The organism is Microbacterium sp. I2, from assembly GCF_051364985.1.
Taxonomy (GTDB): domain Bacteria; phylum Actinomycetota; class Actinomycetes; order Actinomycetales; family Microbacteriaceae; genus Microbacterium.
Genome location: NZ_JBLWIH010000001.1, coordinates 564,154 through 590,390 on the forward strand (window position 1 = coordinate 564,154; position 26,237 = coordinate 590,390).

General features: G+C 69.0%; 25 protein-coding genes. 11 read left to right on the forward strand and 14 right to left on the reverse strand.

Annotated features, from left to right (window positions below):
* Window positions 1-54 precede the first annotated feature (54 nt).
* Genes ACLKM7_RS02625 through ACLKM7_RS02635 form a run of 3 tightly spaced genes read left to right on the forward strand, consistent with a single transcriptional unit; the run spans window position 55 to window position 8,150 of the window.
* Window positions 55-2,319, forward strand: a complete 2,265-nt coding sequence (locus ACLKM7_RS02625; RefSeq protein WP_436445462.1) for an FAD-dependent oxidoreductase — start codon at window positions 55-57, stop codon at window positions 2,317-2,319.
* 44 nt (window positions 2,320-2,363) lie between these two features.
* Entirely contained in the window at window positions 2,364-6,221 is a 3,858-nt protein-coding gene (locus ACLKM7_RS02630) for a hypothetical protein (RefSeq protein WP_436445463.1), read from the forward strand.
* Between the two features lie 45 nt (window positions 6,222-6,266).
* Window positions 6,267-8,150 (forward strand): alginate lyase family protein, encoded by a 1,884-nt coding sequence (locus tag ACLKM7_RS02635; protein WP_436445464.1) that lies wholly within the window; start codon window positions 6,267-6,269, stop codon window positions 8,148-8,150.
* A gap of 63 nt (window positions 8,151-8,213) precedes the next feature.
* Here the strand turns inward: ACLKM7_RS02635 and ACLKM7_RS02640 are convergent, their stop codons facing one another.
* From ACLKM7_RS02640 to erm, 5 genes are all read right to left on the reverse strand, one after another.
* A complete protein-coding gene (locus ACLKM7_RS02640; protein WP_436445465.1) occupies window positions 8,214-8,615 on the reverse strand; it encodes a PPOX class F420-dependent oxidoreductase in 402 nt (133 codons plus the stop codon).
* Between the two features lie 26 nt (window positions 8,616-8,641).
* The gene (locus ACLKM7_RS02645) at window positions 8,642-9,397 is read right to left on the reverse strand and encodes an NUDIX hydrolase (RefSeq protein ID WP_436445466.1); all 756 of its coding nucleotides are present in this window, start codon (window positions 9,395-9,397) and stop codon (window positions 8,642-8,644) included.
* 65 nt (window positions 9,398-9,462) lie between these two features.
* Complete coding sequence (locus ACLKM7_RS02650; protein WP_436445467.1) at window positions 9,463-10,017, reverse strand: NYN domain-containing protein; 555 nt, start codon at window positions 10,015-10,017, stop codon at window positions 9,463-9,465.
* Between the two features lie 61 nt (window positions 10,018-10,078).
* A complete protein-coding gene (locus ACLKM7_RS02655; protein WP_436445468.1) occupies window positions 10,079-10,423 on the reverse strand; it encodes a DUF2200 domain-containing protein in 345 nt (114 codons plus the stop codon).
* Between the two features lie 40 nt (window positions 10,424-10,463).
* Entirely contained in the window at window positions 10,464-11,243 is a 780-nt protein-coding gene (erm, locus tag ACLKM7_RS02660) for a 23S ribosomal RNA methyltransferase Erm (protein ID WP_436445469.1), read from the reverse strand.
* A 301-nt stretch (window positions 11,244-11,544) separates the two neighbouring features.
* On the opposite strand from erm, the gene ACLKM7_RS02665 reads away from it, so the two are divergent.
* The gene (locus tag ACLKM7_RS02665; protein ID WP_436445470.1) at window positions 11,545-11,898 is read left to right on the forward strand and encodes a nuclear transport factor 2 family protein; all 354 of its coding nucleotides are present in this window, start codon (window positions 11,545-11,547) and stop codon (window positions 11,896-11,898) included.
* Window positions 11,899-11,914: 16 nt separating this feature from the next.
* Here the strand turns inward: ACLKM7_RS02665 and ACLKM7_RS02670 are convergent, their stop codons facing one another.
* The 3 genes from ACLKM7_RS02670 to ACLKM7_RS02680 form a co-directional block, all read right to left on the reverse strand.
* Window positions 11,915-12,292: a nuclear transport factor 2 family protein gene (locus ACLKM7_RS02670; RefSeq protein WP_436445471.1), complete on the reverse strand. Its 378-nt coding sequence runs from the start codon at window positions 12,290-12,292 to the stop codon at window positions 11,915-11,917.
* 275 nt (window positions 12,293-12,567) lie between these two features.
* Window positions 12,568-13,110, reverse strand: a complete 543-nt coding sequence (locus tag ACLKM7_RS02675) for a VOC family protein (RefSeq protein WP_436445472.1) — start codon at window positions 13,108-13,110, stop codon at window positions 12,568-12,570.
* 49 nt (window positions 13,111-13,159) lie between these two features.
* A complete protein-coding gene (locus ACLKM7_RS02680) occupies window positions 13,160-14,017 on the reverse strand; it encodes a helix-turn-helix transcriptional regulator (RefSeq protein WP_436445473.1) in 858 nt (285 codons plus the stop codon).
* 100 nt (window positions 14,018-14,117) lie between these two features.
* Between ACLKM7_RS02680 and ACLKM7_RS02685 the strand changes: the two genes are divergently transcribed.
* Window positions 14,118-14,885, forward strand: coding sequence for an SDR family oxidoreductase (locus ACLKM7_RS02685; RefSeq protein ID WP_436445474.1), 768 nt, complete (start codon window positions 14,118-14,120; stop codon window positions 14,883-14,885).
* Window positions 14,886-14,918: 33 nt separating this feature from the next.
* Complete coding sequence (locus ACLKM7_RS02690; protein WP_436445475.1) at window positions 14,919-15,251, forward strand: nuclear transport factor 2 family protein; 333 nt, start codon at window positions 14,919-14,921, stop codon at window positions 15,249-15,251.
* 40 nt (window positions 15,252-15,291) lie between these two features.
* Here the strand turns inward: ACLKM7_RS02690 and ACLKM7_RS02695 are convergent, their stop codons facing one another.
* Window positions 15,292-16,446, reverse strand: a complete 1,155-nt coding sequence (locus tag ACLKM7_RS02695) for a hypothetical protein (protein ID WP_436445476.1) — start codon at window positions 16,444-16,446, stop codon at window positions 15,292-15,294.
* Window positions 16,447-16,512: 66 nt separating this feature from the next.
* On the opposite strand from ACLKM7_RS02695, the gene ACLKM7_RS02700 reads away from it, so the two are divergent.
* On the forward strand, window positions 16,513-17,529 hold the full coding sequence (locus ACLKM7_RS02700; protein WP_436445477.1) for a LacI family DNA-binding transcriptional regulator: 1,017 nt from the start codon (window positions 16,513-16,515) through the stop codon (window positions 17,527-17,529).
* On the opposite strand, the gene ACLKM7_RS02705 is transcribed toward ACLKM7_RS02700, so the two are convergent.
* From ACLKM7_RS02705 to ACLKM7_RS02725, 5 genes are read right to left on the reverse strand one after another with little or no spacing between them, the layout of a single operon-like run.
* Complete coding sequence (locus ACLKM7_RS02705; RefSeq protein ID WP_436445478.1) at window positions 17,517-18,500, reverse strand: ribokinase; 984 nt, start codon at window positions 18,498-18,500, stop codon at window positions 17,517-17,519. The genes ACLKM7_RS02700 and ACLKM7_RS02705 overlap by 13 nt on opposite strands.
* The gene (locus ACLKM7_RS02710; protein WP_436445479.1) at window positions 18,497-19,333 is read right to left on the reverse strand and encodes a carbohydrate ABC transporter permease; all 837 of its coding nucleotides are present in this window, start codon (window positions 19,331-19,333) and stop codon (window positions 18,497-18,499) included. The genes ACLKM7_RS02705 and ACLKM7_RS02710 overlap by 4 nt, the downstream gene beginning before the upstream one ends.
* Complete coding sequence (locus tag ACLKM7_RS02715) at window positions 19,330-20,277, reverse strand: carbohydrate ABC transporter permease (protein WP_436445480.1); 948 nt, start codon at window positions 20,275-20,277, stop codon at window positions 19,330-19,332. The genes ACLKM7_RS02710 and ACLKM7_RS02715 overlap by 4 nt, the downstream gene beginning before the upstream one ends.
* A 2-nt stretch (window positions 20,278-20,279) precedes the next feature.
* Window positions 20,280-21,575, reverse strand: a complete 1,296-nt coding sequence (locus tag ACLKM7_RS02720) for a sugar ABC transporter substrate-binding protein (RefSeq protein ID WP_436445481.1) — start codon at window positions 21,573-21,575, stop codon at window positions 20,280-20,282.
* A 52-nt stretch (window positions 21,576-21,627) separates the two neighbouring features.
* Window positions 21,628-22,512, reverse strand: a complete 885-nt coding sequence (locus ACLKM7_RS02725; protein WP_436445482.1) for a nucleoside hydrolase — start codon at window positions 22,510-22,512, stop codon at window positions 21,628-21,630.
* A 172-nt stretch (window positions 22,513-22,684) separates the two neighbouring features.
* Between ACLKM7_RS02725 and ACLKM7_RS02730 the strand changes: the two genes are divergently transcribed.
* The 4 genes from ACLKM7_RS02730 to ACLKM7_RS02745 all read left to right on the forward strand — a co-directional run bounded on the left by ACLKM7_RS02730 (window position 22,685) and on the right by ACLKM7_RS02745 (window position 26,228).
* Window positions 22,685-23,824, forward strand: coding sequence for a hypothetical protein (locus tag ACLKM7_RS02730; protein WP_436445483.1), 1,140 nt, complete (start codon window positions 22,685-22,687; stop codon window positions 23,822-23,824).
* Window positions 23,825-23,833: 9 nt separating this feature from the next.
* Window positions 23,834-24,430, forward strand: coding sequence for a DUF1697 domain-containing protein (locus ACLKM7_RS02735; RefSeq protein ID WP_436445484.1), 597 nt, complete (start codon window positions 23,834-23,836; stop codon window positions 24,428-24,430).
* Between the two features lie 111 nt (window positions 24,431-24,541).
* Window positions 24,542-24,961 (forward strand): YciI family protein, encoded by a 420-nt coding sequence (locus ACLKM7_RS02740; protein WP_436445485.1) that lies wholly within the window; start codon window positions 24,542-24,544, stop codon window positions 24,959-24,961.
* 25 nt (window positions 24,962-24,986) lie between these two features.
* A complete protein-coding gene (locus ACLKM7_RS02745; RefSeq protein WP_436445486.1) occupies window positions 24,987-26,228 on the forward strand; it encodes an RNA polymerase sigma factor in 1,242 nt (413 codons plus the stop codon).
* Window positions 26,229-26,237 lie beyond the last annotated feature (9 nt).

Here is a 26,237-nt window from a genome sequence, read left to right on the forward strand (position 1 = left end):
GACAGCGACCCTGCCCTTTGCTGCCCTCACCCTCCCCGTCCCTCCGAAGGAATCATGCGCACTCGTCACGTCGAATCCGATATCACCGTCGTCGGCGGTGGCCTCGCCGGAGTCTGCGCCGCCATCAGCGCGGCGCGGCTCGGAAAGCGCGTCGCGCTCATCGGGAATCGGCCGGTCCTCGGCGGCAACTCGTCGTCGGAGGTGCGCGTGTGGGTCGTGGGTGCCACCGCCCACGGCGTGCAGCGCTTCGCACGCGAGAGCGGTGTGATCGGCGAGCTCTACGTCGAAAACCAGTACCGCAACCCCGAGGGCAACCCGATCATCTGGGACGAGGTCGTGCACGACGCCGTGCGCGCCGAGCCCAACATCACGGTGTTCCTCAACACCGACGTGCGCGAGGTCGACGCCGCCGGCATCGACGGCGAGCGCGTCGTGACCGCGGTGCACGGCTGGACGATGGGCTCCGAGACCCTCACGACCTTCACGAGCCCCTACTTCCTGGACTGCACGGGCGACGGCCTCGTCGGCCACCTCGCCGGCGCCGACTACCGCATCGGACGCGAGGCATCGCGCGAGTTCGGCGAGTCGTGGGCACCCGACGAGGCCGACGACGAACTGCTCGGCTCGACGATCCTCTTCTACACGAAAGACCTGGGGCGCCCCGTCGACTTCGTCGCGCCCGACTCCGCGAAGGACATCACGCAGACCCCGATCCCGACGTCACGCATCCTGCGGTCGGGCGACAAGGGCGCGCACTATTGGTGGATCGAGTGGGGCGGCCACCTCGACACTGTGCACGACAACGAGATCATCCGCGACGAGCTGCGCTCGGTCATCTTCGGCATCTGGGACTACATCAAGAACTCGGGCCGCTTCGACGCCGCGAACCTCGATCTCGAATGGGTGGGTGCGCTCCCGGGCAAGCGCGAGTACCGGCGCTTCCTCGGCGATCACGTGCTGACCCAGAACGACATCCTCGACCAGGTCGATCACCCCGATGCCGTCGCGTTCGGCGGATGGTCGATCGACCTGCACCCCGTCGACGGGATGTACGCCACCGTGGCCGGCGCGCATCAGCGCTACTCGAACGGCATCTACGGCATCCCATTCCGCAGCTACTACTCGCGCAACGTCGCCAACCTGCTGCTGGCGGGCCGCGACATCTCGGCGACGCATGTCGCGTTCGGCTCGACGCGCGTCATGGCCACGTGCGGGGCGGGCGGCGAGGCGGCCGGCACCGGGGCGGCTCTCGCCCTCGACCTCGGCGTGCGTCCGCGCGAGCTCGCGACAGGTCACAACGAGACGCTCCGCCAGACGATGCTGCGACAGGATGCCTCGGTCTTCGGCATCCGCAACTCCGATCCCGACGACCTCGCGCGCCGGGCCGTCGTCACCGCGTCGAGCACCGCCCGCACCCTCGACGCGGCGGAGCTCGTACCCGGCGCCGACGAGGCGCCGTTCGCCCTCGAACGGGATCTCGGCATCCTGCTGCCCGTCGATCCCCGCCTCGACCACGTCGACGTGCTACTGCAGGTCGAGCGCGACACGACCGTCGCCGCGTCGCTGTGGACGACAGGCCACCGGCAGAACGCGGTGCCCGTCGACGAGCGCGCGCGCGTCGAGGTCGCCGTCGAAACAGCCGCCGAGCCGCAGTGGGTGCGGCTTCCGCTCTCGTGGACGCCGGCTGAGTCGTCCGCGCCCGAGAGCGTCGTGATCGTGCTCGAAGCAGCCGCGGGCGTGTCGGTCGTGTTGAGCGCCGCCCAGATCCCGGGCGTGCTCGCGCTCCCTCACCGGCCGCAGGCCGACGGTGACGCGAACGTCGCCGTCGAGGAGTCCGAGAGCGTCATCGCGTGGCCCGCGATCGCGCTCCGCGGACGCACGCCGCGCGTGCGCGTGAGCCCCGCGACCGAGGCGTTCGACGAGTCGAAGGCGGTCGGCGGTTACCACCGCTTCTACGGCGGACCGAACCTCTGGATGTCGCAGCCGGGAGGCGCCGATGCCGAGTCGCTCACGCTCGAGTGGTCCGAGCCGCAGCGGGTGCGCAGCATCCGTCTGGTGTTCGACGACGACACGGACGTCGAGCTGAACACGCTCCACCACCACCGCACACCCGACCGCATCTTCCCCGAGCTCGTGCGCGACTACGCGCTCGACGTCCAGGAGGGCGGCGCGTGGCGCGAAGTGGTGCGCGTGGAGGCCAACCGCCGCCGGCAGCGCGTGCACGCGACGGATGCCGCGACCGCGACCGCGCTGCGGCTGCGGGTGCTCGCGACCAACGGCGTCCCCCAAGCGCGCGTGGTGTCGATCCGCGTGTACTGACCGGCGCGGACCGCCGCGCGAGAACCCGATCGAAGGAGATCCGGATGTCCCCGACAGCAGCTCGCCCGGTGTCGCGCCGCGCCCGCAGGCGCGGCCTCGCGGCCGTCGCCACGGTCGCGATCGCAGCCCTCACGGTGATCGTCGCCCCCGCTGCCACCGCGGCGCCGACCGCAGTCACCGTGCCGGTGACCGCGACGACGCCTCGCACCGATGGGTCGGTGCCCTTCTCGACGACGGGCACGTGGCATTCGAGCGCCGTGACGGGTCCGGATGCGGCCCCGACCCTCTACAGCACCAGCGCCGGCGCGGCCGCGACCTGGACGCTGCCCGTCTCCGAGGCGGGCACCTACCGGGTCGAGGCGGGCATGCCGGATGCCGGCAACTCCGAGACCACCGCCGTGTACACGGTGTCGGGCGGCAGCGGCGCGCCGGTCACGGCGACGGTGGACCAGACCGCCGAGCGCGGGGCGTGGGCGGCGCTCGGATCGGTCGAGCTGTCGGCGGGCGAGACCGCGACCGTGAGGCTGAGCCGCCAGGCCACGACGACCGCGATCAACACGCGCGCGGCGAGCGTGCGGCTCGTGCCGCACGAGACCGGCACTCCCGGATCGACCGGTCTGCCCTTCTCCGAGACGTGGTCGAGCGGCACCGGCGGCTGGACGCCGCTCGCGGGCGCGCTCGGCTCGTGGAGCGTACAAGGCGGCGAGGTCGACGCCGTGACGATCGACAACCTCACGGCGTCCTCGGGCAGCTACCTGCGGCCGACCGCCCAGATCGACCTGCCTGACGCGTACACGCTGCGCACCTCGGTGCGTACGGACCAGCTCGCGGCGAACGGCACCGTGTCGCTGCTCGTCGACGCGGCCTCGCCCTACAGCCACATCGCTCGCAACACGGCGATCCAGCTCACGGCCACCGGCATCAAGCTTGCGAGGCCCAACGGCGGCACGGTGCTCTGCACGGGTCGTGCGCCGGTGGAGCTCGGCGAATGGGCGAACATCGAGGTCACCCGCGCGAACCGAATCCTCGCGGTATGGGTCGACAGTGCACTCGTCGCTGCGGTCCCCGCAGGGGAAGCCGGCGGCACGATCGGCATCGGGGCCTACCAGGCCGATGCGCGCATCGGCGGCATCGGCGTGGAGCAGCTCGACGCGTCGCCCACGGGCCACCCGACCACGGCATCCGGGTGCGCGTGGACGCCGTCCACCGGCACCGGCGCCCCGCAGCCGGTGGTGATCAACCAGTCCGGATACGACCTCGGGGGTCCGAAGCGGTTCACCGCCCCGAACGCAATCGACGGGGAGGCGTTCCAGGTCGTCGATAAGTCCGGCGCCGCCGTCTACGAGGGCACCGTCCAGGGCAAGGTCGGCGACTTCGGCGACTTCGACCCGGCCGGCACCGGCCCGTATCGCATCCTCGTCCACGGCGTAGCGGGCGAGGGCGACTCGTACGAGTTCGGCATCGGGGCGAACTGGACCGAGCGCGTCAGTTACGACCACGCCATCGCCTTCATGAGCGACGTGCGATGCTTCTTCGGCGACCTGACCGGCAAGCCGCTCAACGGAACGCATCCGCAGTGCATGCGCGGCCTCGGATGGCGCGACTCGCACCAGATGTCCTTCGAGCTCTCGAGCCTCGTCGACCTGTACGTGGCGAACCCGACCCCCATCGCTGCGATCCGGATGCCCGACGCCGTCTACGAGGGCCTCGAGTATCCGACCGCGGAGGGTAGCCCCGAGATCGCACGACTGCTCGCGTGGGGCGCCGAGATCTACCTCCGCGGCCAGTACGACCACGCCCTCGTCAAGGAGCAGCTGGCGTCGTTCCTGTGGGCGTACCCGGAGTTCGCGGAGTGGATCCCCCGGTCGCTGTACGAGGACGTCCGCGACTACCTGTTCCCGATCTGGTCGAAGGCCGAGTACAACCGGTACTTCTGGCACGACTACACGCCGCATACGGCGGACCTGCTGCAGGTGTACACGCAGATCGGCACCGGCAAGGGTGAGTTCCCGCCCGGGCACTCGATCGTCCCGAACCTGCGGATGTGGGAGGTCGCCGTACGCGAGGGGCGGGGCGACGCGGAGTCGTACCGCGATGCCGCACTCGCACAGGCGCAGTGGCTCATCGACAACGTCGACCTCGCCGACCCCGGAACGACGAAGGGTCAGCGGCAGGGCGAGTACCACCTGATGACGTCGCTTGCGACGCTGGCGGCGATGCTGCCGGCCGAGGCACTGGAGGGCATTGCGGCGTTCGCGGAGGAGTGGGCGGGCGTCGCCGTCGCCCGGTCGGCGAACATGTGGGACTTCCGGCGGTATAGCGACGATCGCTGGACGATCCCGAGCTTCACCGGCGGCGGGTCCGGCGAGGACCCGAACGAGTCGGGCAACGTGCTGGGGTTCCCCGCTGCCGCGCTGGCGGCGACGACACTCATCGACGACCCCGCGACCGACGCTCGCCTGACCGAGATCGCCCAGGCCCACGTCGACAACGTCTTCGGGCGCAACCCGACCGGCCGCGCGGCGCAGTACCGGATCAACGACCTGGAGCTGGCGTTCGAGGGCCTCGACCTCGGCTGGTTCTCGGAGTACCAGGGCGGCTACGGCCTGCTCCAGGGCGCGCACGGCGTGTTCGACGGCAGCCCTAAGAACGGCCACTACCCGTTCAAACCCGGCGTCGCGAACATCGGCCACACCGAAGGCTGGGTCACGTTCACGACCGCGTGGATCGAATCGCTCGCGTGGCGGGCCTTCACGTCGAGCTCGATCACCCTCGACCGCGCCGAGGCGCCTGCCGACGGATCGGCGGTCGTCACGCTACGAGCGCCGCTGAACCTGGATGCCGAGGGCGGCAACACCGGCGAGGTGCGCGTGACCGTCGACGGCACGCCGGCCGCCCCGGTGACGGTCTCGCAGACGGGCGTCAACGCGCTCGACTACACCGCCGAGCTCGACCTGGCCGCGCTCGGCGCGCGGCCTGGCGACATCGTCGCAGTCAGTCACGGCGTCGGGTCCTTCGCCCGCACCGCGTCGCTCGTGGTCACCGCTCCGGCCGACGACACGCCGCCCGTGATCGCGGGGCTCCCCGCCGACGCCGCGCTGCTGAAGGACAGCGACATTCTGCGCCTCGCGATCGGCGCCTCGGATCCCGAGTCGGGCGTCGACAGTCTCGAGGTCGCGTTCGACGGCGAGGCCGTGACACCCGATGCCGCGATCGACCTCACTGGGAAGGCCGGGAGCCACACCGTGAGCGTGCGGGCCGTGAACGGGGCGGATGCCGCGACCGAGGCATCCATCACCGTCTACGTCTACGCCGACACGAGCCCGGTCTCGGCGCCCGGCCGCGGCACGCTGTCGAACACCAGCGGGCACGCGTACGGACTGCACGACGGTGCCTATGACGTCGTGATGAATCTCTGGTGGGGCACGCCCGGCGCGGCGTTCCGGCTCTACGAGAACGGCGTGCTGATCGCGACCGAGGTGCTGGAACCTGCCGTGATGTCGCAGACCACCGGTGCGAGCTTCACCGGCAAGCCGAATGGCACCTACGTCTACACGGCTGAGGTCATCAACGCCCGCGGCGTGACGGCCACCACGTCGACGACCGTCAAGGTCGTGCACGCGGCGCCCGCAACGCCCGTGGTGAGCCACGACGACTGGGACCGCGACGGCACGTTCACCGCGATGGCGAACCTCTGGTGGGGCACGAACGCGACGTCGTACCGGTTCGAACTGGACGGCGCGGTCGTCGGATCGGGAGACCTCGCGGCGAACACTCCGGACGCGCAGCGCGCCTGGGTCGCGCTGCGCGGCGTGGCCCCCGGCACGCACACGCTCGTCGCCGTGTTCGCCAACGCGAACGGCGAGACCGCGTCGAAGCCCGTGACCGTCACGGTGCGCTGAGGCTCACACGACCCGCAGAACGACCGGACGAAGGAGAGGGAAACGATGACGAAGAACCGATGGCGATCTTCGATCGCCGCTGCCGTGGCGATCGCGCTGGTGGGGTTCGCTCCTCCGGTGATGGCGCAGGCCGACGAGGCGACGACGTTCGGCGACGGGTTCGACACGCTGTCGAGCGCGTGGGCGCAGGCGGCCGGCAGCTGGCAGGCGTCCGGCGGCGCGGCTCGCGTCGTGACGCCGGGGTCGACGCGCGGCTCGGTGCTCGCGCTCGTCGACTACGGGCTCGAGCCGACGAGCTCTGCCACCGCCACGTTCCGCACCGAAGGCGGCGGCGAGTCCGCGTGGGCCGGGTTCACCGTGCACCGTGCAGGCACGACCGACGACTACACGCAGTCGGGTTACACGATCCTCGTGCGCAACAACGGCGAGCTCGCCGTTATCGAGGCGGCCGGCAACTCAGCGGTCACCTATCACGGACGCACCGCCACCGACGCCCGTCCCGGTGCAGACTGGGTGACCGTCACAGCGCGGCTCGACGGGGAGCAGCTGAGCGTGAGCCTCGGCAATGCGGTCGCGCCGACGCTCACCGTGACCGACGGCACGTTCGCATCGGGAGGCTTCTCGCTCGCCGCTCATCGCGACGTGCGGATGGTGGTGGACGACGTCGAGCTGACAGGCGTCAGCGAGCGCGAAGAGCCCGCTCCGGCCGACTGCGTCGCGTGGTCCGGGGAGCCGTCCGCCGAGAGCGCCCGCGGAACGGTGCTCAACGACGACGCACGGCTCGACACCGTCGCCGAGCGGGTCCGCAAGGGCATCGAGCCTCAGGCGTCGGCGTTCCCGCGGCTGATCGACGAGGCGGACGCCGGGCTGCAGCGCGCCCCCGCACCGCCCGAGACGTTCTTCGTGCCGTTCTTCTACAACAACCCGACGGCGCACCGCGCCGCGCGGGACGGCCTGCAGAACGACGCCAACACGGCCTACCAGCTCGCCCTGGCCTACCGGCTCACCGGCGATGCGCGCTACGGCGCGCACGCGGCCGCCTTCATCGACGCGTGGACGGGGACGGTCGAGTGCGTTCGCACGAGCGAGGACTCCGCCCTCGCCTTCAGTTACCACTTCCCCGCGTTCGTGCTCGCGGCCGAGTTGCTGCGCGGAACGGACGCCTGGCCGGCCGAGAGCGAGGCGGCGTTTGCGGGGTTCCTGCGCGAGACGGCGCTGCCGATCGCCAGCTCGATCCTGCATCGCACGAACAACTGGGGCAGCTGGGCGCTCGAGCTCACCACCGTCGGCGCCGCCTACCTCGGCGACGCCGCGGGCGTGCAGGCGGCCTACGACCGGGCCGTCGAGCTCGTCGAGCATCAGATCGACGCGAACGGCCACATGCCGGAGGAGGTCACGCGCAACAACGGCGTCGGCGACTACGGCATCTGGTACACCCACTTCTCGCTTCTGCCGCTCATGCTCGTCGCCGAGACGCTCGACCTGCACGGCTACGACCTGCACTCGTACGTCAACGCTCACGGCACGGGACTGCAGGATGCCGTGGAGCAGGTGAGCGGATGGGTCGCCGACCCCGCATCCTTCCCCTACTACGCGGGGGATGTCGCGAAGCTGGCGAACGTCCGGACTATCGACTACCTGCGGGCGACCGGTGTGATCGCGCACAGCATGAGCTACTTAGAGCTGGCACAAAACCGGTATCCATCGGACGCGCTCGAGCAGCTGCTCGCCGAAGAGGGTGCCATGACGACGATCCACTCTGCGCCGTACCTGAGCCTCACGCACGGCGGACTGCTGGATCCCGACAAGGCGCACCCCGGCAAACCAGGGGTCCCCGGCAAGCCAGAGCACCCTGGCAGACCGGGAGGGTCGGCCCATCCGGGCGGTCACCCCGGGAACGGCGGTCCCGGGGGCCATCGAACGCGCTGATCAGCGGGGCCGACGAGGGAGCGGATGCCGCGGGTCGCGGCATCCGCTCGTTCGTTCTCTGGACTACTGCGTGGTCGCGCGCTCGATCGACATGACGAGGATCACGCGGTCGGCCTTGTCGCGCGGCGGCGTCGTGCTCGGATTGCCGTAGAGATTCTGCAGCCGGACGTAGAAGGCGCCCTCGGGATCGGGGATCACCTCGACCAGCTTTCCGGCGACCTCGAGATAGTGGAACGGGTTGTCGGGGTCGAGGATCGACAGCGACATGGAGGGGTTGTGCTGCAGGTTGCGGTACTTCTGGCGGTAGTTCGTGTGCGTGAAGCGGATGTGTTCACCGTCGAACTCGAACCACATCGGGTTCACCTGCACGGTGTCGTTCGGGCGGACGGTGCCGAGGTGCCCGTACACAGCGAGGTCGAGCAGATGGCGGCGGCTGGCGGGGACGATCTCGTCAACAGAAGGCATGAACCCATCCTGCCGTGGCTCGCGGGTCAGTCGGGCAGCGCAAGAGGCAGCTCGCGGGTGTCGTCCCACGGCTCGGTCCAGCCGAGGCGGTCGAACAGGCCGTCGAGCACCATCCCGGTGAATCCCCACACGAGGTGCTCGCCCACCCTGGTGCCTTGCGCATCGAAGCGCGGCACGAAGAAGCCCGGACCCCGCCATTCCTGCCCGTCCCTGCGGATCACGGTCGCACCGCGATTCGCAGGGTTCAACAGGTCGGCGACAGGAGCCCGGAACACGTCGGCGGACTCGGCCTCGTCGACGACGCGGACGGGTGACGGATGCCGCCACCACGCCAGCACTGGAGTGACCAGGTGCAACGAGTACTCGAGGGGGATGTTCTCGAGCGTGCCGAGCACGTCGACGCCGGACGTGTCCAGCCCGGTCTCTTCCCACGCCTCGCGCAGTGCGGCCGCCACCGGCCCGTCATCTCCGGGGTCGAGTCGTCCTCCGGGGAAGGCGACCTGACCGGCGTGAGACCGCAGAGTCGTCGCGCGCGCGAGCAGGAGCACGTCGAGGTCACGTGAGACCGCGGTGGCTTGCGCGTCGTGGTCGCTCGGCAGCGAGTCGAGCACGCCGAAGAGGATCAGGACGGCCGCGGGCCTGGCATCGGCCGGCGTGGGCAGTCCGGCGAACGCCTCGAAGCCGTGGGTGCCGGGCGCCGACGCGGCCTGGACCACCGCCGTCAGCTGGTCCCGGGCACTGCGCTGATCCCGGGCGGTCTGAGGACGAGCATCGGCGGGCACCCGTTCAGGCTAGCCCCGGTCGCAGACACCCCGGGCGGCACGGCGGCTCGGAGTCCGCGCATCCGTCATCTGAGGAACTCGGCGGGATCGAACTGGTCGATCGGAATGACGCGCACCCGCGGCAGCGGGGCGTCGAAGGCTTCGGCGTCGTACTCGATGTCGAAGAACTCGACGCCCGGCAGCCCCGCGAACTCGCTGCTGCGGAACTCGTGGAACGCGATCAGTCCGACGCGACGCTCGCCGTCGGCGAGTCGTGCGACATCTTCGACGAAGTCACGGTCATGACTGACGAGTACGACGTCGCCCTCGCGTCCCGCGAGCTCACGAAGCGTGCGCTGGATGGCGATGTCGACGATCTTCTCGTCGGCGGGGCCCGACAGCGGCACCGGCTGGTAGCCGAGCGCGAGCAGTGCCTGCACGAACGGCATCGGCAGGTGCGAGCTGGCATTGAGGAAGAACAGCCCGCGCGCCGGCTGGTTCCACCGGTCGGTGACGAAGCTGAGCAGCCGATCCCAGCGAGGCCGTTCCTCGGGCTGCGGCCGGCGGCCGAGGATCTGCCCGCCAAGCGTCGCGTCGATGTTCTCGCCGTCGACGAGTACCCAGCTGATCCGCTCCGCCATGTTCCGCCCCGCCCTGCGCCGACTCGCTCGCCGGTGCGTTCCCGACGGTATCAGCACGGGTTCAGGCGGCGCGCAGCACCTTCTCCATCGCCTTGCCCTTGGCGAGCTCGTCGACCAGCTTGTCGAGGTAGCGGATCTTCTGCATGAGCGGATCCTCGATCTCTTGCACACGCACCCCGCACACGACGCCCGTGATGAGCGAGGCGTTCGGGTTGAGGTGCGCATCGGCGAAGAAGTCCTCGAATGTGGTCCGCTCGGCGATGTGGCGCTGCAGCTCGGCCTCATCGAAGCCCGTCAGCCACTCGATCACCTGGTCGAGCTCTTCCTTCGAGCGCCCCTTGCGTTCCACCTTCTCGATGTAGAGCGGGTAGACCGAGGCGAAGCTGATGCCGAAGATGCGGTGCACGCGGCAAGCGTACTTCGCAGCGCGGACGATCTCACCTGCCCTACCTCGCTCCCGCGCCTGCCCCGACCGTCGCCCACAGCGCGGCCCACTGCTCCGGCCGCAGGTCACGGGGCAACGCATGGTCGGGGACTCCGATCTCTCGCAGCGCCGCCCGCGCCCGTGCCCGGCTGATGGCGTTGCGCTGCTGCACGATCGATGCCAGTCCGCTCCCCCGGCCGGTGAACATCTCGCGCACGAACCCGTCATAGGCTCGCCGCTGGCGCGGGTCGATCAGCGGCGAGCCCCGCCGCGTGATGCTCAGGATGCCGCCGTCCACACTGGGCATCGGGGTGAAATGACGTGCCGGCACGCGTCCGTGGAGAACGAACTCGAACCACGGCGCGGCTTGCGCGGTCATCATCGTGCCACCGCCGACGCCCGCGCGCTTGCGCGCCACCTCCCACTGCGTCAGCAGAATGGCGTGACACCACGCTCCGTGCGACAGCAGGCGCCGCATGATCGGTGTCGTGAGGTGATACGGCACGTTGCCGACGACGACGGGGCGGTCCAGCGGATGCCGCAGCGCATCGCCGTGCTGCACGCGAGCGTGCGGGAGCCGCTGCCGAAGCCGCTGCACGCGGCGCTCGTCGATGTCGATCGCCTCGAGGTCGCGTCCGAGGCGGGCCAGCGGGATGGTCAGCGCACCGTCGCCCGCGCCGATCTCGAGGATCGGCCCACGGGTCGCGGCGACGAGGTCGACGATCCCGTGGATCGTCGAGCGGTGAGTGAGGAAGTTCTGGCCGAGTTCGTGTCGGCCGCCGTGAGAGGAACGGTGACGCATGAGGGCGCTCCAGAGAAGAAGGATGGAGCACCCCGGCGCACGCTGCGTGCGGCGGTGGTTCGGGACGGACGATCGTCAGAGGACCGTGGATCCCGACCATGTCGGAGGGGCGCGCGACCCGGGGTGCGAGGACTCCCGGGACGACGGCGCGCTGCGCGGGTTACCGCGAGGTCGCCGTCAGGCGCGGCGGTCGCGGATGTACCAGGCGCACGCCATCATCGGCGCGCTGCACAGAGTTCCCATGCCCACGATTCTAGAGGAAGGTCTGGCGAGCGTCCGACCCCCGGAGTAGAACCGAGGCATGACCAAGGCAAGCGACTGGCTGAACGGCTACATCACCGCCTGGACCTCGAAGGACGAGACCGATGTTCGTGCGATCTTCAGCGACGACGCGGAGTACTGGTTCCGGCCCGACGACGACTCCCCCGTGATCGGCATCGACGCGATCGTCGAGATGTGGCGTGACCCCGAGCCGACCGAGCCGGTGCACGACCTCGATGTGCTCATCGAGAACGATGAGCTCGCCATCATCAAGGGCAGCGTCGACTACCCCGGTCACGAGCGCTACTCGAACATGTGGGAGGTGTGGTTCGCCCCGGATGGGCGCGCGAAGAAGTTCGTGGAATGGTTCATGACTCCCCGCAAGACGGAGTGACCGCAGCCGTCACCGGTCATTCCGCCTCGGGCACGGGCGTCTGCTGGTACAGCGCGAGCCGCCACTGGTCGCCCTGGCGCACGTACACGCTCGTCATCGCGCCGACGAACGCGGGGCCGCCGGCCGCACGGAACGCGCGCCCCGTGTAGACGAGGGCTGCGGTATCCGGCGCCATCTCGACCACGCGTTCGTCCGTCATCTCGAAACTGTTCCACGACGGGGCGTCACGCAGCGACGCCACGACGCCGTCGCGGTCGCGGATCGAGCCGTCGGCGAGCACCATCACGCCGTTCTCGGTCATGATCCTGCCGTAGAAGGCGTCGCCGGTGCCGTCGCACAATGACGTCCAGCCTGCTTGCTCGAGGCGCAGCAGTTCGGTGATGTCGATGGTCATACTCCAGGGTCGACCGATCGAGCGCCGCCCCGCAAGGGGTTGACGGATGCCCGGCCGATCGGCTCAACGGTCGCGGTGATCGAGTTGATGGTCCCGGTGGGAAGCCCGCCCACCGGGACCATCGCGCGGTGACAGGAGGCTGCCAGCGACCCGAACGCCGATGCTCGACCGTCCCGCGTGTGTTGCTCTGCAAGCGTACGGAGGGGACGCAGGAACGGTCCGACCATTGACTTGCGCCCGCGCGAACTGCTAGGCCGCTGCGTGCACGATGCCGATCAGACGCGAGGATCCTTCAACGACGCCATCGCCTCCACGAGTGTCGAGTGGATGTAGTCGAGCTCGGGACTCGTGAAGGACTCCCAGGACTCGCCTTCGTCCACCTCCTCTTCCCCTTCCGCGTCTCCCCATGCCTCGGCGCCATCGGTGACGGCGGCATGGCGGTAGACCCACCAGAGGTTGGCCTGCGGGTCCTGGAATCGGGAGAAGACGTCTCCGAAGAACTCCGTGGGCTTTGTGATCACTTGCGCGCCGAGCGCTTGCGCGCGGCTCAGTGTCGCTTCGACATCGTCGACATAGACCCGATTGAACGCCGGGGTGAAGGGCCAGTCCTGCTTGCGGTCCGCGATCGTGATCATCGAGTCGCCGATGTGGAGCTCGGAGTGCAGGACCAGCCCGTCTGTGTCGAGGGTGCGTGCCTCGGATGCTTCAGTGGCACCGAAGACCTCGGTGACGAACGCGATCAGGGCGGTGGCGTCTTCGGTCATTATGAACGGGCTGACGGTGTTGGATCCGGCGGGGGCGGCGGGCACAGCGGTCACGACTTCTCTCCTTCGTCGGCGTGTACGTTCACCCTGGCGGTGAACCCGGTCATCGGCTGTCCGCGTTCCGCGCGAACTGCTGCGTGCCGAGCACACCGAGGAGCCGGATCTTGTCCTCGTCCTCGCTTCGCGGCTCCGGCGTGAGGACGAGGAGCGCCTGCGCACGGTCCTCGGTGAAGAGCACCTGACAGTCGACCTCGATCGCGCCCACTTCGGGGTGGATCAGGACCTTGTGGTCGGCGAAGCGCTGGGCGACCTCCTGCCGGTCCCACAACTCGCGGAACTCGGCACTGCGTTGGATCAATTCGGCGACCAGTTCGCCCGCGCGCGACTGCGGGCCCATCACTCCGATGGCGGCGCGCAGGCCCGCGACCTGCGCGCGGCTGTGCCGCGAGTGATCGTTCTCGGGGTACCGGCGCCGCTCGGTGCCGGGGTGCACGAACCAGCGGTACGGCTCGTACCGGTCCCATCCGGTCGCGCCGACGTTGTCGCCGAGCAGGGCCGCGGCGAGCGCGTTCTGCACGAGGGTCTCGCCGAGGTTCGAGATCACGAGCGCCGGAGTGTCCGAGAGCCGATCGAACACACGCCGCAGAGCCGGTGCCACGTGGCCGGACGAGCTGAGGCGGTCGGGAACCGCGTGGCCGGCCATTCGATAGAGATAGTCGCGCTCGTCCGCGGTGAGCCGCAGCGCCCGGGCCAGCGAGGCCAGCATCTGCGTGCTCGGCTGAGGACCGCGCTGCTGCTCGAGCCGCGTGTAGTAGTCGGTCGACATCAGCGCCAGCTGCGCCACTTCCTCGCGGCGCAGGCCCGGCGCGCGCCGTCGCGGTCCGGCGGCGAGCCCGACGTCAGCGGGCTGCAGCTGTTCGCGGCGCGTGCGCAGGAAGTCGGCGAGGGCTTCGCGATCCATAGGTCCATCATGGCCGCGCCGAGGCGCGGCATCCAGGGACTCCCGCTCCCCCGATAAGCGCTCTCTGCCACGCGGCGCGCGAGAGCCGAACACTCGAAGCATGCGAATCAACGGAAACACCATCTTCATCCCGGGAGCCACCAGCGGAATCGGCCTTGCACTGGCCGAGCGCCTTCACGATGCCGGCAACACCGTCATCGTCGGCGGCCGTCGCCGTGAACTGCTCGCCGAGATCGCGCAGCAGCATTCCGGCATCGACACGATCCAGATCGACACGACGGATGCCGCCTCCATCGCGGCGGCCTCGGCCGAGGTGATCGCGCGCCACCCCCAGCTCAACGTGCTCGTGACGATGGCGGGCATCATGCGCCTGGAGGATTGGACCGCTCCCGCCGGCTTCGTCGAGACCGCCGAGGCGACGGTGACGACGAACCTGCTCGGCCCGATCCGGCTGATCGGCGCCTTCATCGAGCATCTGCGTGCGCAGCCGGATGCCACGATCATGACGGTCTCGTCGGGGCTCGCTTTCGCGCCGCTGCGTGTCACGCCGACCTACAACGCCACGAAGGCCGCCATCCACATGCTCAGCGAGTCGGTGCGGCTGCAGCTGGCGGGAACGTCGGTGCGAGTGGTCGAGCTCGAGCCGCCGTCGGTGGCCACCGATCTCATGGCCGGTCAGCGCGAGAGCGCGTTCGCGATGCCGCTCGACGAGTTCGCCGACGAGGTCATGCAGATCCTGCGCGACGAGCCCGACGCGACCGAGGTGCAGGTGGAACGCGTCAAGTTCCTGCGCTACGGCGAGGCTCGCGGCGACTACGCGAACGTGGTCGCGACGCTCAATGCCCACGACCCGCACGCCGCAGCGTGAGAGCACAATGAGACACAAACGAGAGGACCGATCATGACGGCACCCGATCTTCCAGACCCGGTCCAGCAGTTCGTGGACGCGATCAACTCCGCCGACACCGACGGCTTCGTCGCGGCGTTCACCGAGGACGGCTTCGTCGACGACTGGGGTCGCGTGCTGCGTGGCCACGACGGCGTGCGCAGCTGGGCGGGTTCGGATGCGATCGGCGCAGGCGCGCGCATGGCCGTGCTCTCGGCATCCGTCGACGGCAGCACCGTGCGCATCCACTTCGACTGGCGCAGCGACGTCTTCAACGGCGAGTCGGACGGGATCTTCGAACTCGACGGCGACCGCATCGGCGGATTCACGATCCCACCCGTGCACTGAAAGTGGCGGGCCCGCCGCGCCACCCGCGGAGGGCCCACACTCAACTGAGCACGCCGGCTGGGGTCGTGCCCGTCAGCGGGCCCGCGTACGTCCTCGGCTCAGGATCTCGGATGGCCCCCAGAGTGGACCCCTGCCAGCCCGGCGGCTCGAACGAACGGTAGAGCGCGGGTAGGGCCTCGCGCAGCGCACGCTCGTACTCATGCGGATCGTCCCGCACGAAGACGGTCGCATTGGGCTGTGTCTCGGTCGCGTCGAACGTGTAAAGGCCCGTCTGGTGCGAGCGCACGCGACAGGGCACCTGCTCGTTGCGGATCCGAACCTCCCCCTCGACGACGGCTTCCTCGCCGACGATCGCGAATGATCCGTCGACACGACGCACCAGTGCCGAATCCGAGACCTCGATCCAGGCCGCCGTCTCCCACACGGCGTGCCGGCGCCCGTACACGCGCTCCGCAACCTCGAGCGGCGGGTCCTCGTCAAGCGCACGGAGGAAGTCGATCCGGGTCGAGACTCCGAGCCCGTAGAGCAGGTAGCGGCGCAGCGCGGGATGCAGCTCGGCGATCCACTCGAGGTCGTCGAACCACCACAGCGTGTTGTGGGCGCCGTACGAGAAGCAGTCGACCTCGGTCGCACAGGGATACAGCGCGAGGGGCAGCCCGGCGTCGACGAGTCGGATCACCGCGATCGGATCAAGATAGACGTTCCACTCGAGGTAGTCGAGCGAAGTCGAACCCGCGCTCAGGTGGATCTTCGCCACCCTGCTGTGGAAGAGATCGGGATCGCGGTTGAACGCCACCGCGATCGGCCGCGCCGAGCCGAAAGACATGATGTGCACGGGCTCGTCCGAGAGACGCAGTGTCTCGAGCAGCAGCTCGGGTCCCGCCTGCTGGAATGCCGGGACATCCCGCATCTGGTCTTCCGCGAAGCGCATGCGGGCGAACGGCGAGATCCCGTATGGCACACTGCGCCCGAAGAGCGCGTTCAGCTGCGCGATCGGAATGACGCCCGGCTCGCGCGGTCCCGGGTAACCGGGCACGCCCTCGCGCACCGATTCCCGCTTCTCAATCGAGACGTCGAGGACGATCGCGCGCAGGTCGATGCGGTCATAGCCGAACGGCAGCAGCAGGTCGAAGTTGTCGCCCGGGTCCTCCGGTGGCTGGTACAGATCGGTCACTACGATCACGGGAGTAGGCATGAGGGTAATCTACTCGAATAGAATGGCTCCGTGAGAGCCCCGATCCGGCGAAGAGAGGACCGCGAAATGACGACAGACGCTGCACGCGACACGGTCCGCCGGGCGGCCACGCGCTCCGACGTGGCGCGGCTGGCCGGCGTGAGCACCGCCGTCGTGAGCTACGTCATGAACGACGGCCCGAGGCCCGTCGCGGCGGCCACGAAGGAGAAGGTCCTCGCGGCGATGAAGGAGCTCGATTACCGGCCCAACGCGGTGGCGCGTGCGCTACGGCTTCGCCGCGCCCAAGCCGTCGGCCTGGTCGTTCCGGACGTGAGCAACACCTATTTCGGCGCGCTCGCGCGGGAGCTTTCGGATCGCGCCTTCACTGCGGGCTACGCACTGCTCCTCGGCGATTCCGACAACGACATCGTGCGAGAGCGCGCTCAGATCGAATCGCTCGTGAGCCACCAGATCGACGGGCTCATCGTCGTGAGCCTCGAGCCCGACTCCGACGCCGACGTCGAAGGCACCCCGATCGTCTATCTCGACCAGCGCAGTCAGCCGGGGCAGCGTTCTGTGATCGTCGACAACGAAGGGGGCGCGCGCGCAGCCGTCGAGCATCTCATCGGTCACGGGCGCCGTCGCATCGCCCACCTCGGCGGTCTCTCGGGCGCTCCGGGCGCCGACGAGCGCCGACAGGGGTGGGAGGCGGCGTTGACAGAGGCCGGCCTTCCCGCGGACGACAGCCTGCTCGCACACAGCGACTACAGTCGCAGCGCCGGACGTGAGGCCGCCCTCGGGCTTCTCTCTACGGAAGAGCTCCCTGACGCCGTGTTCGTCGCTTCGGACGCCCAGGCCCTGGGCCTGCTCGCGGCCGCGCGCGAGCGCGGTCTGCACGTGCCCGACGATCTCGCCCTCGTCTCATTCGACGGCACGGACGACGCCGTCTTCAGCGACCCGCCGTTGACAGCGGTCGAGCAGCCGATCCACGACATCGCCAAGACCGCGTTGCGCGCAGTCCTGCAACCCGAGGCGGGACCGCTCCACGAGCGCGTCGGAGTGCGCCTTGTGATCCGCGAGTCCTGCGGCCCTCACAACGCCTGATCGGCGCCTTCCGGCATGGCGGCGACGCGCGGCCCGGCGGCCGCCGCTCGCGCTGCACGCCAGTCCGCGAGCTCGGCCGACGTGGGGTAAGACGACTGCGTTCCCCGGCGGGTCGCTGCGAACGCGCCGACGTCTGCGGCGTTCTCCGCCGCCTCGCGTAGCGAGGCCCCGCGCGCAAGCGACGCGACGAGCGCCCCCGTGAACGCATCGCCGCACCCGCTCGTGTCGACGGCTTCGACGACGGGGGCGGCCACGTCGAAGGTCTCTCCCGTCGTGGCGTCGTAGGCCAGTGCGCCACGAGCGCCCCGCGTCACGACGAGATCGCTCCCACCCAGGGCATCGCTCGCCGGGGCCAACGCGTGGGGGGTCGCCGCTGCGCCTGCAGCCAGCATGACCAGCTCGCCTTCGTTCACCACGAGAAGCGAGCGTGGAGCGAGCATCGTGGGCCGCAGCCGGCGCACCGGTGACGGATTGAGCACGAGCAGCGCGCCCGCGGTCTGCGCGAGACGTGCTGCGGCCTCGACGACCGCGTCGGCGACCTCGAAGCCGGTCACCACGACGCGCGGACCGTCGGCGGCCCGATCCACGGCGTCCGGCGTCAACGCGAGGTTGGCTCCGCCGCTCACGACGATCACGTTCTCGCCCGCGCCGTCGACGAGGATGATCGCCTCGCCCGTCGGCTCATCCGTGCGCACGATCGCCGATACGTCGACGCCGTCCGCCTCGACCGCGCGCAGCACGCTGTCTGCGGCGGCATCGCGCCCGACCGCACCGATAAGCTGCACCGCGGCACCCAGCCGCGCCGCCGCTACCGCCTGGTTGGCACCCTTTCCACCGGGCGAGCGGAGGAACCCGGCTGCGTGAACCGTGACACCCGCCGCCGGCAGCTCCGGAACGTCGTAGGTGCCGTCGAGGTTGAGCGAGCCGACCACACAGATCCGCCCGACCGCTGCTGCGGCATCCGTCGTCATCCCTTGAGTCCTGTCGTCGAAAGCGACTCGGTGTACTGCTTCTGGAAGAAGAGGAGCAGCACCATCGGGATGATACTGAGCACGAACGAGCCGGCAAGGATCTGCCCGAGATCCACCGTGAACAGCGTGCTGAGATTGGCGAGTGCGATCGGCGCGAGCTGTCGCTCCGGGGAGGTGCCGATCAGCAGCGGCCACAGGTACGCCTGCCATTGCGAGAGGAAGAGCATCATCCCGGCACCGATCAACGCCGGCTTCGACAGCGGCAGAGTGATGCGCCACAGCGTGCCGAACCGCCCGAGCCCGTCGACCTCGGCTGCGTCCATCAGCTCCGACGGAATGCCCATGAAGAACTGACGGAGCACGAAGATCGCGAACCCGTTCGCGAGGGCGGGAAGCACGAGACCCGCATACGAGTCGGTGAGGCCCCACCCCTGGAACAGCCCCGACAGCGGGATCGCGACGGCGTCGAAGGGAATCATGGCTACCAGGATGACGAAGCTGAAGACCAGACCCCTGCCGCGGAACTCCATCGTGGCGAGTGCGTAGCCCGCCGGGATCGCGATCGCCAGACCGAACAGGATGGTGAGCCCCGCGACGAGGAAGCTGTTGAACAGGCCGACCAAGAAGGGCCCCGAAAGCAGCGCCTCGTAGTTCGTCGCGTCGCCAGCCACCGGCACGAAGGCCATCCACGACAGCGGCGCCATGTAGTCGACATACGTGTTGCCAGGCCGGGTCGACGAGACGAAGACCCACCACAGGGGCAGGAACACCGAGATCGCGGCCAGCGCGGCGGCGAGCGTCAGCAGCGCTGTCGCGCCTCGCGAGCGCTTCATCCCTTCTCCTCCCTGAGCAGTCGGAACTGGATGACGACGATGATCGACAGGATCAACATGAGCACCACGACCTCCGCCTGTCCGACGCCCACATCGCCCAGCAGGTACGTGCGGTTGTAGATGTCGTACATCATGAGATTCGTCGACCCGTTCGGACCGCCCTTGGTGAGGAGCTGAACCGGTGCGAACAGCAGGAAGGAGCCGACTGTGCATGCGATCAGCACGAATGCCATAGGTCGCTTCAGCAGAGGCAGCGTGATGGAGAACAGCCGACGCCACCACCCGGCGCCGTCGAGTGCGGCGGCTTCGTACAGCGAGCTCGGGATGTCTTTGAGGCCGGCGATGATGAAGATCATCCAGTAGCCGAGCGCGCCCCACGTGACCATGATGCCGATCGAGAAGGCCGCCTGATTCGCCGACGTGAGGAACGGCTGCGGTGGCAGCCCGACGAGTTCGAGCAATGCGTTGACGAGTCCGTCCGGCTGCAGCGCTGTACTCCAGATGAGCGCGACGACGGCGCCCGGGACGGCAGCCGGAACGAAGATCATCGAGCGCCAGAGTCCGACCAGAGGCAGCTGCTGCACCGTGAGCAGCGCGAGGGCCGTCGACAGCACCACGATCACGGGGTTCAGGATGAGGTTGAACACCAGTGTGACCACCAGGACCGAGTAGAAGCCCGGGTCGGTGAAGAGGTAGACGTAGTTCGCGAGTCCGTCGAAGCTGGACTCGCCGGTCGCGAGCGAGACGTGCTGGAAGCTCTGCGACACCGCGCTCACGAGCGGCACGATCCGCATCGTGATGAGCGCAATGAGCGCAGGTGCGAGCATCGCGAACGCGACCAGAGTCGTGCGGCGACGCCGTCGCCTGCGCTTCGCGGCGACCGCGGCGGCGGGCTGCTTCTCGCCCACTGCCGCGGTCTCGGTCCTCTCGAGATGTGCGGTCATCGTCACTTCAATCGCGCGATCTGCGCCGAGATCTCCTCGTCCGCCTGGGCCGCGCGGGTTGCGGGGTCGGATCCGTTGCGAATGTCGGAGAACAACTGACCCGCGCCCGGCTCGAAGACGCTGTAGCCGACGACCGCCGGCCGGTGCACCGCGTTGTTCTCGAGCTGATACTGCATGATGTCGCCGAACGGAGCTGTTGCCTCGCCGGCCGATGCGCTCATCTGCTCGACGTAGTCGGCGAACGCCTCCTTGTTGGTCGGGGTGATCCCGGCCACCTCAGCCGACAGCGCGTTGCCGGTGGGGTCGATCGTCATGTACCGCAGCAACTCCTTCGCCGCCTCGACGTTCGCGGACTTCGCCGAGATACCCACCGACCACGAGTCGGTCGACGTGGCCGGTTCTCCGCCCTCGAAGTACGGCGCAGGTGCCACGCCGTAGTCGATGTCGCCGGCGTTCGCGACGCTCACCCCCCATGGACCCGAGATGATGAACGCCGCCTTTCCGGTCTGGAAGAGCGCGCCGTTCTTGTCGTTCGTGATTCCGCGCGGCGCCAGTCCGTCCTCGAAAAGGTCGTGGTACCAGGTCAGCGCCTTCTGCCAGCCTTCGTTCGAGAAGTCCACGTTGCCCTCGGCGTCGATCCCATCACCGCCGCCGGCCGACGCGCCCACCATCTGCAACTGGTAGTAGGTGTCCCACTGGTCGAACAAGAATGGGTACTCGGCGGCGCCGGCGTCCTTGACTTGCTGCGCGGCTTCCGTCAGCTGCTCGTATGTCCAGGGCTGGCTGGGATCGCTGCTCGGCGGCTCCACGCCGGCCGCCGCGAGCAGATCAGTGTTGTAGTAGAGAAACTGCGAGGTGGTCCACGGCTCGAGCGCGTAGAGCTTGCTGTCGACCTCGCGCGCAGTGACCATGTCTTCGCTGACGGCCGCGGCGACGGCATCCTCTCTGAGATCGCTGATGTCGGCGAGATAGCCCCGGTTCTGCCAGTCGAGCACGGCCCCGCCGGCATCGACGACCATGAGGTCGATGTCGCCGCCACCCTGCCCCATGCGCTGGTTGATCGTGCTGGTGTACTGGGCGTACGGGATGTTCAGCTGCTTGACCGTGATGTCGGGGTTCTCCTTCTCGAAGCCCTCGATCAACTTCGCCCACGTCTCGGATGGGTCGGCATTGGCGAAGGTCAGCGTGATCTTGCCGCCGTCGCTGCCGCTGCTCCCGCCTGCGGCGCATCCGGCGAGCGCCGCCAGGGTGACGGCCGCCGCGCTGACCACCGCTGCTGCGCGTGTCATGCGATTCATGTGTCTCTCCTCTTTGAGTGGTACGGGATTCGGGTGAGTTCAGGTCGGGGGTTCAGCCCGCGATCGCGGGTGAGGCAGCGGCCCCGGCGAGAATCCGCTGCCTGATCTGAGACGCGACGGCGGGCACGTCCATGTCGGTCACGATGCAGTGCCGGCCATCGGTCGACGGCGTGAACGACGTGACGCCGTCGTCCGCGACGGTGATCGTGCCGGTCTCGAACGCGAACAGCTCCGGACGCAGCACCGCCAGGACGGCAAGCGGATCGTGCGGCACGTTGTAGTCCTGCGCGGCGAACTCCCAGAACCGCTGCATCTCGGCGGCGAGGAGCTCACCCAACGCGCCGGCCGACGCGATGAGGTCGAGATCCGCGTGCTCGAGGCGGACGCGCTCGGTCTGCTCCAGTCCGATGACGGTGACAGTCGCGGTCGATCCGAACGTGAGTTGCGCAGCGGTGACGTCGCAGCGGATGTTGTGCTCCACGATGCCGCGGGTGAACTCTCCGCCCATCAGGATGATCTCTGCGATGCGTGCACCCGGCTCCTGCACCGCGGTTGCGACGTTGGTCAGCGGCCCGATCGCCACGACGCGGTCCGTCGCGGCGAGCTCACGGACGGCGTCGCCGCCAGCGGTGAACGCGTGGAGGTCGAGGTCGTCGATCGTCGAGCCTTCGTGTCCGGGCCACCACACCTCGCGACCCGACAGCGTTTCGGCGAGCCCGGGAACGATCCGCGGCGCGGGTCGTCCCGCTGACGCGTACGCCTTGGAGGCGATGCGCGCGCGCAACTCGACATCGCCGTAGACCGTCGTGACCAGCGGCACCTCCGCCTCGTCCGATCCCAGGATCAGAGCCAGGGCGAGCAGGTCGTCGACATCCGTGCCGATGTCGGTGTCCAGCGCGAAAGAGGTCGTCCGGAGCGGTGCGGGATCGCTGAGCAAGATGGCCTCGGTTTTCTCGACCCGAAGGTCGTCGTGAAGTGCGGTCTTCCGGCACACTACTCGTGTAGATCGTCATAGTGCAACCAAAAATCTACTCGAATAGAGAACGACTTCCGTCGTCGAGTTTACTCGTGTAGATTTCGCCCAAACCCACCGCCGAAGGAGGCCGAGGATGAAGTTCCCGAAGAAGCACGCCGTGACGTTCGCCGTGAGCGTCACCGCGCTCGCGATTCTTGCCACGGGTAACGCTGCCGTTGCGCAGGACGCACGTACCCCACCGCCAGAGCTGCAGTGGGATGCGTCGTCGCTCGCAGCTGTCTACGACCCGCCCGCAGGGTTCTACGCCTACGCGCCGTCCATCATCCGCGAGGGAAATACGGAGTGGATATGGACGTGCCACAACCACGAAGAGCGCGTGATCGAAGATCACATCTATATGACCAAGCGGGTGGACGGGGTCGTGACGGAGTCGCGATCGGTGCTCCAGGCCTCTCCCGCTCCCGCGTGGGACAGCTTCCACGCGTGCGATCCCAGCGTCGTCGCCGGCAGGTTCGAATACGGCGACACGGTGTATCGGTACGCGATGTTCTACCTCGGCAACGACCTCGACGCGAGCGCGCACAACCAGGTGGGCGTCGCGTTCGCCACCTCACCCGCGGGTCCGTGGGTGAAGTACCCCGAGCCGCTCGTGACGTCTGCCCGAGTCGACCAGTGGGGCGCCGGCCAGCCGACCGCCATCGCGATGCCGGGCCAGCCCGGAAAGGTCCTGCTCGGCTATACGCGCGGAGACACCTCGACACGCGCCTACGTCAGCACCGTGGACCTGAGTGACGTCGATGGGCTCAGCGTCTCGGAGCCCGTCCTGGTGCCCACCGCCGGGCTCACCGGCGCCGACGGCAGCGACGACTACCTCAACGGCTTCGACATGGCACTGACCCGCAACGCCAAGGACGTCGTCGTGGTCCGCGAGCAGCACCCCTACCCACTGGACAATCCGTGGTGGATCGGGCCTGCCGTGCAGGTCGACCTGCTCTCCCTCGAGAACGTGCTGGCCGGCATGGGTACGTGGAAGCCGCTGGGCGACATCGACGAAGCCCTCACCGGGTTCGCGCGGAACCACAACGCGGGCCTCGTGCGCGACCGCTCCGGACGCCTCGTGAGCCCGCACGGGGTCGAGGTCGTCTTCACCGACTCGTGTTCAAGCCTGCCGACCGTCGACAACCCCGACTGGTCGCAGGCGACGTGTGACTCCCTGTACTCGTATGACCTCTGGTCGATCTCGGCCGAATGGGACCGCGGTCGCGGACATTAGCCTCCGCCGATGGCTTCGCTGCGGGGCACGCGGCCTCGGAGCGAAGCCGCTGTCGGTCCCGCCGGGTACCGTCGGGGCATGCGCTGCGTCGCGTTCCTTCGAAACGTCAACCAGGGTCAGCGGGGTCACCCTTCAACCGCCGACATTCTGGCGGGGTTCGCCGATGCCGAATGCCCCGACGCGGTGCCGTTCCAGAGCAACGGCACCGTCGTGTTCGAGGCCGACGACCCCGACGAGGTGATCGAGACCGTGGTGGCAGCGATCGCCGCCCGGGCGGGGCTGGAGCGTGACGGGTTCTGGCTGCCGCTCGAGGAGCTCATCCGCGTCGTCGACGCTCACGGGGCGGCCGGCGACCCACGCCGGTTCGAGTTCACGGTCCACGGCGGCGGCATCATCGACATCGGAGATCCCGGAGTCGTCGAGGCCGCCGCCTACCGGCGCTGCGAGATCGTCGACTCGGGCTCCGGCTGGACCCTCACACGCAACCAGCGCGAGGGGGAGGGCAATGCCACCCCGGTGATCGAGCAGCTGACCGGCGGCCGGGCGTCATCCCGCGGCCTTCCGACGCTCGTGCGTCTCGTGGACCGCTTCGCACCGGAATCGTGAGATCGCGGAGAAGATTCTCGACGCCATGTCGATTTCGCTCTCGCCCGTTCGACGCGATAGTGAGAAGGAGCGAACGGTTCCTTCAGCGGGAACCGGAACAAGGAGCGAACAATGAAGCACATGCTGATCATGCGGGCGACGGAGCAGGCCGTCGAGGACTACGAGAACATGGATTTCGAGGCCATCATCAACGCGATGGGCGCCTACAACGAGTCCATGATCAAGGCCGGCGTCCTCGTCGCCGGCGAGGGGCTCGCTCAGGAGGCCGGCTACGTCGTCGACTTCGCCGGCGAGACGCCGATCGTGAGCGACGGCCCTTACGGCGAGGTCCACGAGCTGTTCAACGGGTTCTGGATCATCCAGACCGCAACACCCGAAGAGGCGCTCGAGTGGGCCAAGCGCGCGCCGCTCACCGCCGGCAACAAGCTCGAGGTGCGCCGAGTGACCGACGAAACCGACTTCGCCGGCTTCGAAGGCAACGAGTACATCGAGAAGGAGAAGGGCTGGCGGGCCGAGCTCGGCACCGAGTGAGCTCCGACCGGAACGGGTAGGAATCATGAACGACACCCGGCGCACGGTCGAGGCCGTCTGGCGCATCGAAGGACTTCGGATCGTGGCATCCGTCGCCAAGATGACCGGCGACCTCGGCCTCGCCGAGGATGTCGCCCAAGAGGCGCTGCTCGAAGCTCTCGGCTCGTGGCCGAGGGACGGCATCCCCTCCAATCCGGGGGCGTGGCTGACCGCGGTCGCAAAGCGTCGCGTGATCGACGCGTGGCGGCGCCGCGAGAAGCTGGACGACCGCTACGCGGCGATCGCGCACACGCTCGACGAGGCGACCGACGACGAGTGGCAGCCGATCGACGACGACGTCATGCGCCTCATCTTCACCGCGTGTCACCCGGCGCTGTCGCGTGAATCGCAGGTCGCGCTGACCCTGCGGGTCGTCGCCGGTCTGTCGACGGAAGAGATCGCCCGGATGCTGCTGACCACGGTCCCGACCGTGCAGGCCCGCATCACCCGGGCCAAGAAGTCTCTCGCCGCCGCGCGCGTGCCGTTCGAGACGCCCGATCCGGCCGAGTGGAAGGCTCGCCTGTCGGCAGTGCTCGGGGTGGTGTACCTCGTGTTCACAGAGGGTTACGCCGCCACCGGCGGCGACCGGTGGGTGCGTCCGGACCTGGCCGACGAGGCTCTGCGCCTCGGCCGGATCGTCGCAGGCCTCCTCCCGCGCGAGCCCGAGCCCTTCGCGCTCGTGGCGCTCATGGAGTTCCAACGCTCGCGCTTCGCCGCGCGCGAGACCCGGACGGGCGAACCGGTGCTGCTCGCCGACCAGGACCGCTCACGATGGGATCGCGGTCAGATCCTGCGGGGCGTCGAAGTCTTGAAGAAGGCGGATGCCGCAGCCGCCGCACGCGGCATCGGACGCGGCTCGTACGCGCTGCAGGCCGCGATCGCTCAGTGCCACGCGGTGGCGCCGAGCGTCGAAGAGACCGACTGGCATCGCATCGTGCTGCACTACGAAGTGCTGGGCCGCCTCGCTCCCAGCCCGATCGTCGAGCTGAACCGCGCGGTTGCGGTGTCGATGGCGTACGGCCCAGCCGATGCCCTGCCGATGGTCGATGCTCTCGAGGCCTCCGGCGAACTGCGGGGCTCGCACCTCGTACCGAGCGTGCGCGGCGAACTGCTCGCGCAGCTCGGCCGGGTGGACGAGGCTCGCTCGGAGCTGCTGACGGCGGCCGGCCTGACCGCGAACACCGCTCAGCAGAAGGTGCTGCGCGCGAAGGCCGACGCGCTGCGCTGAGCGCGGGCA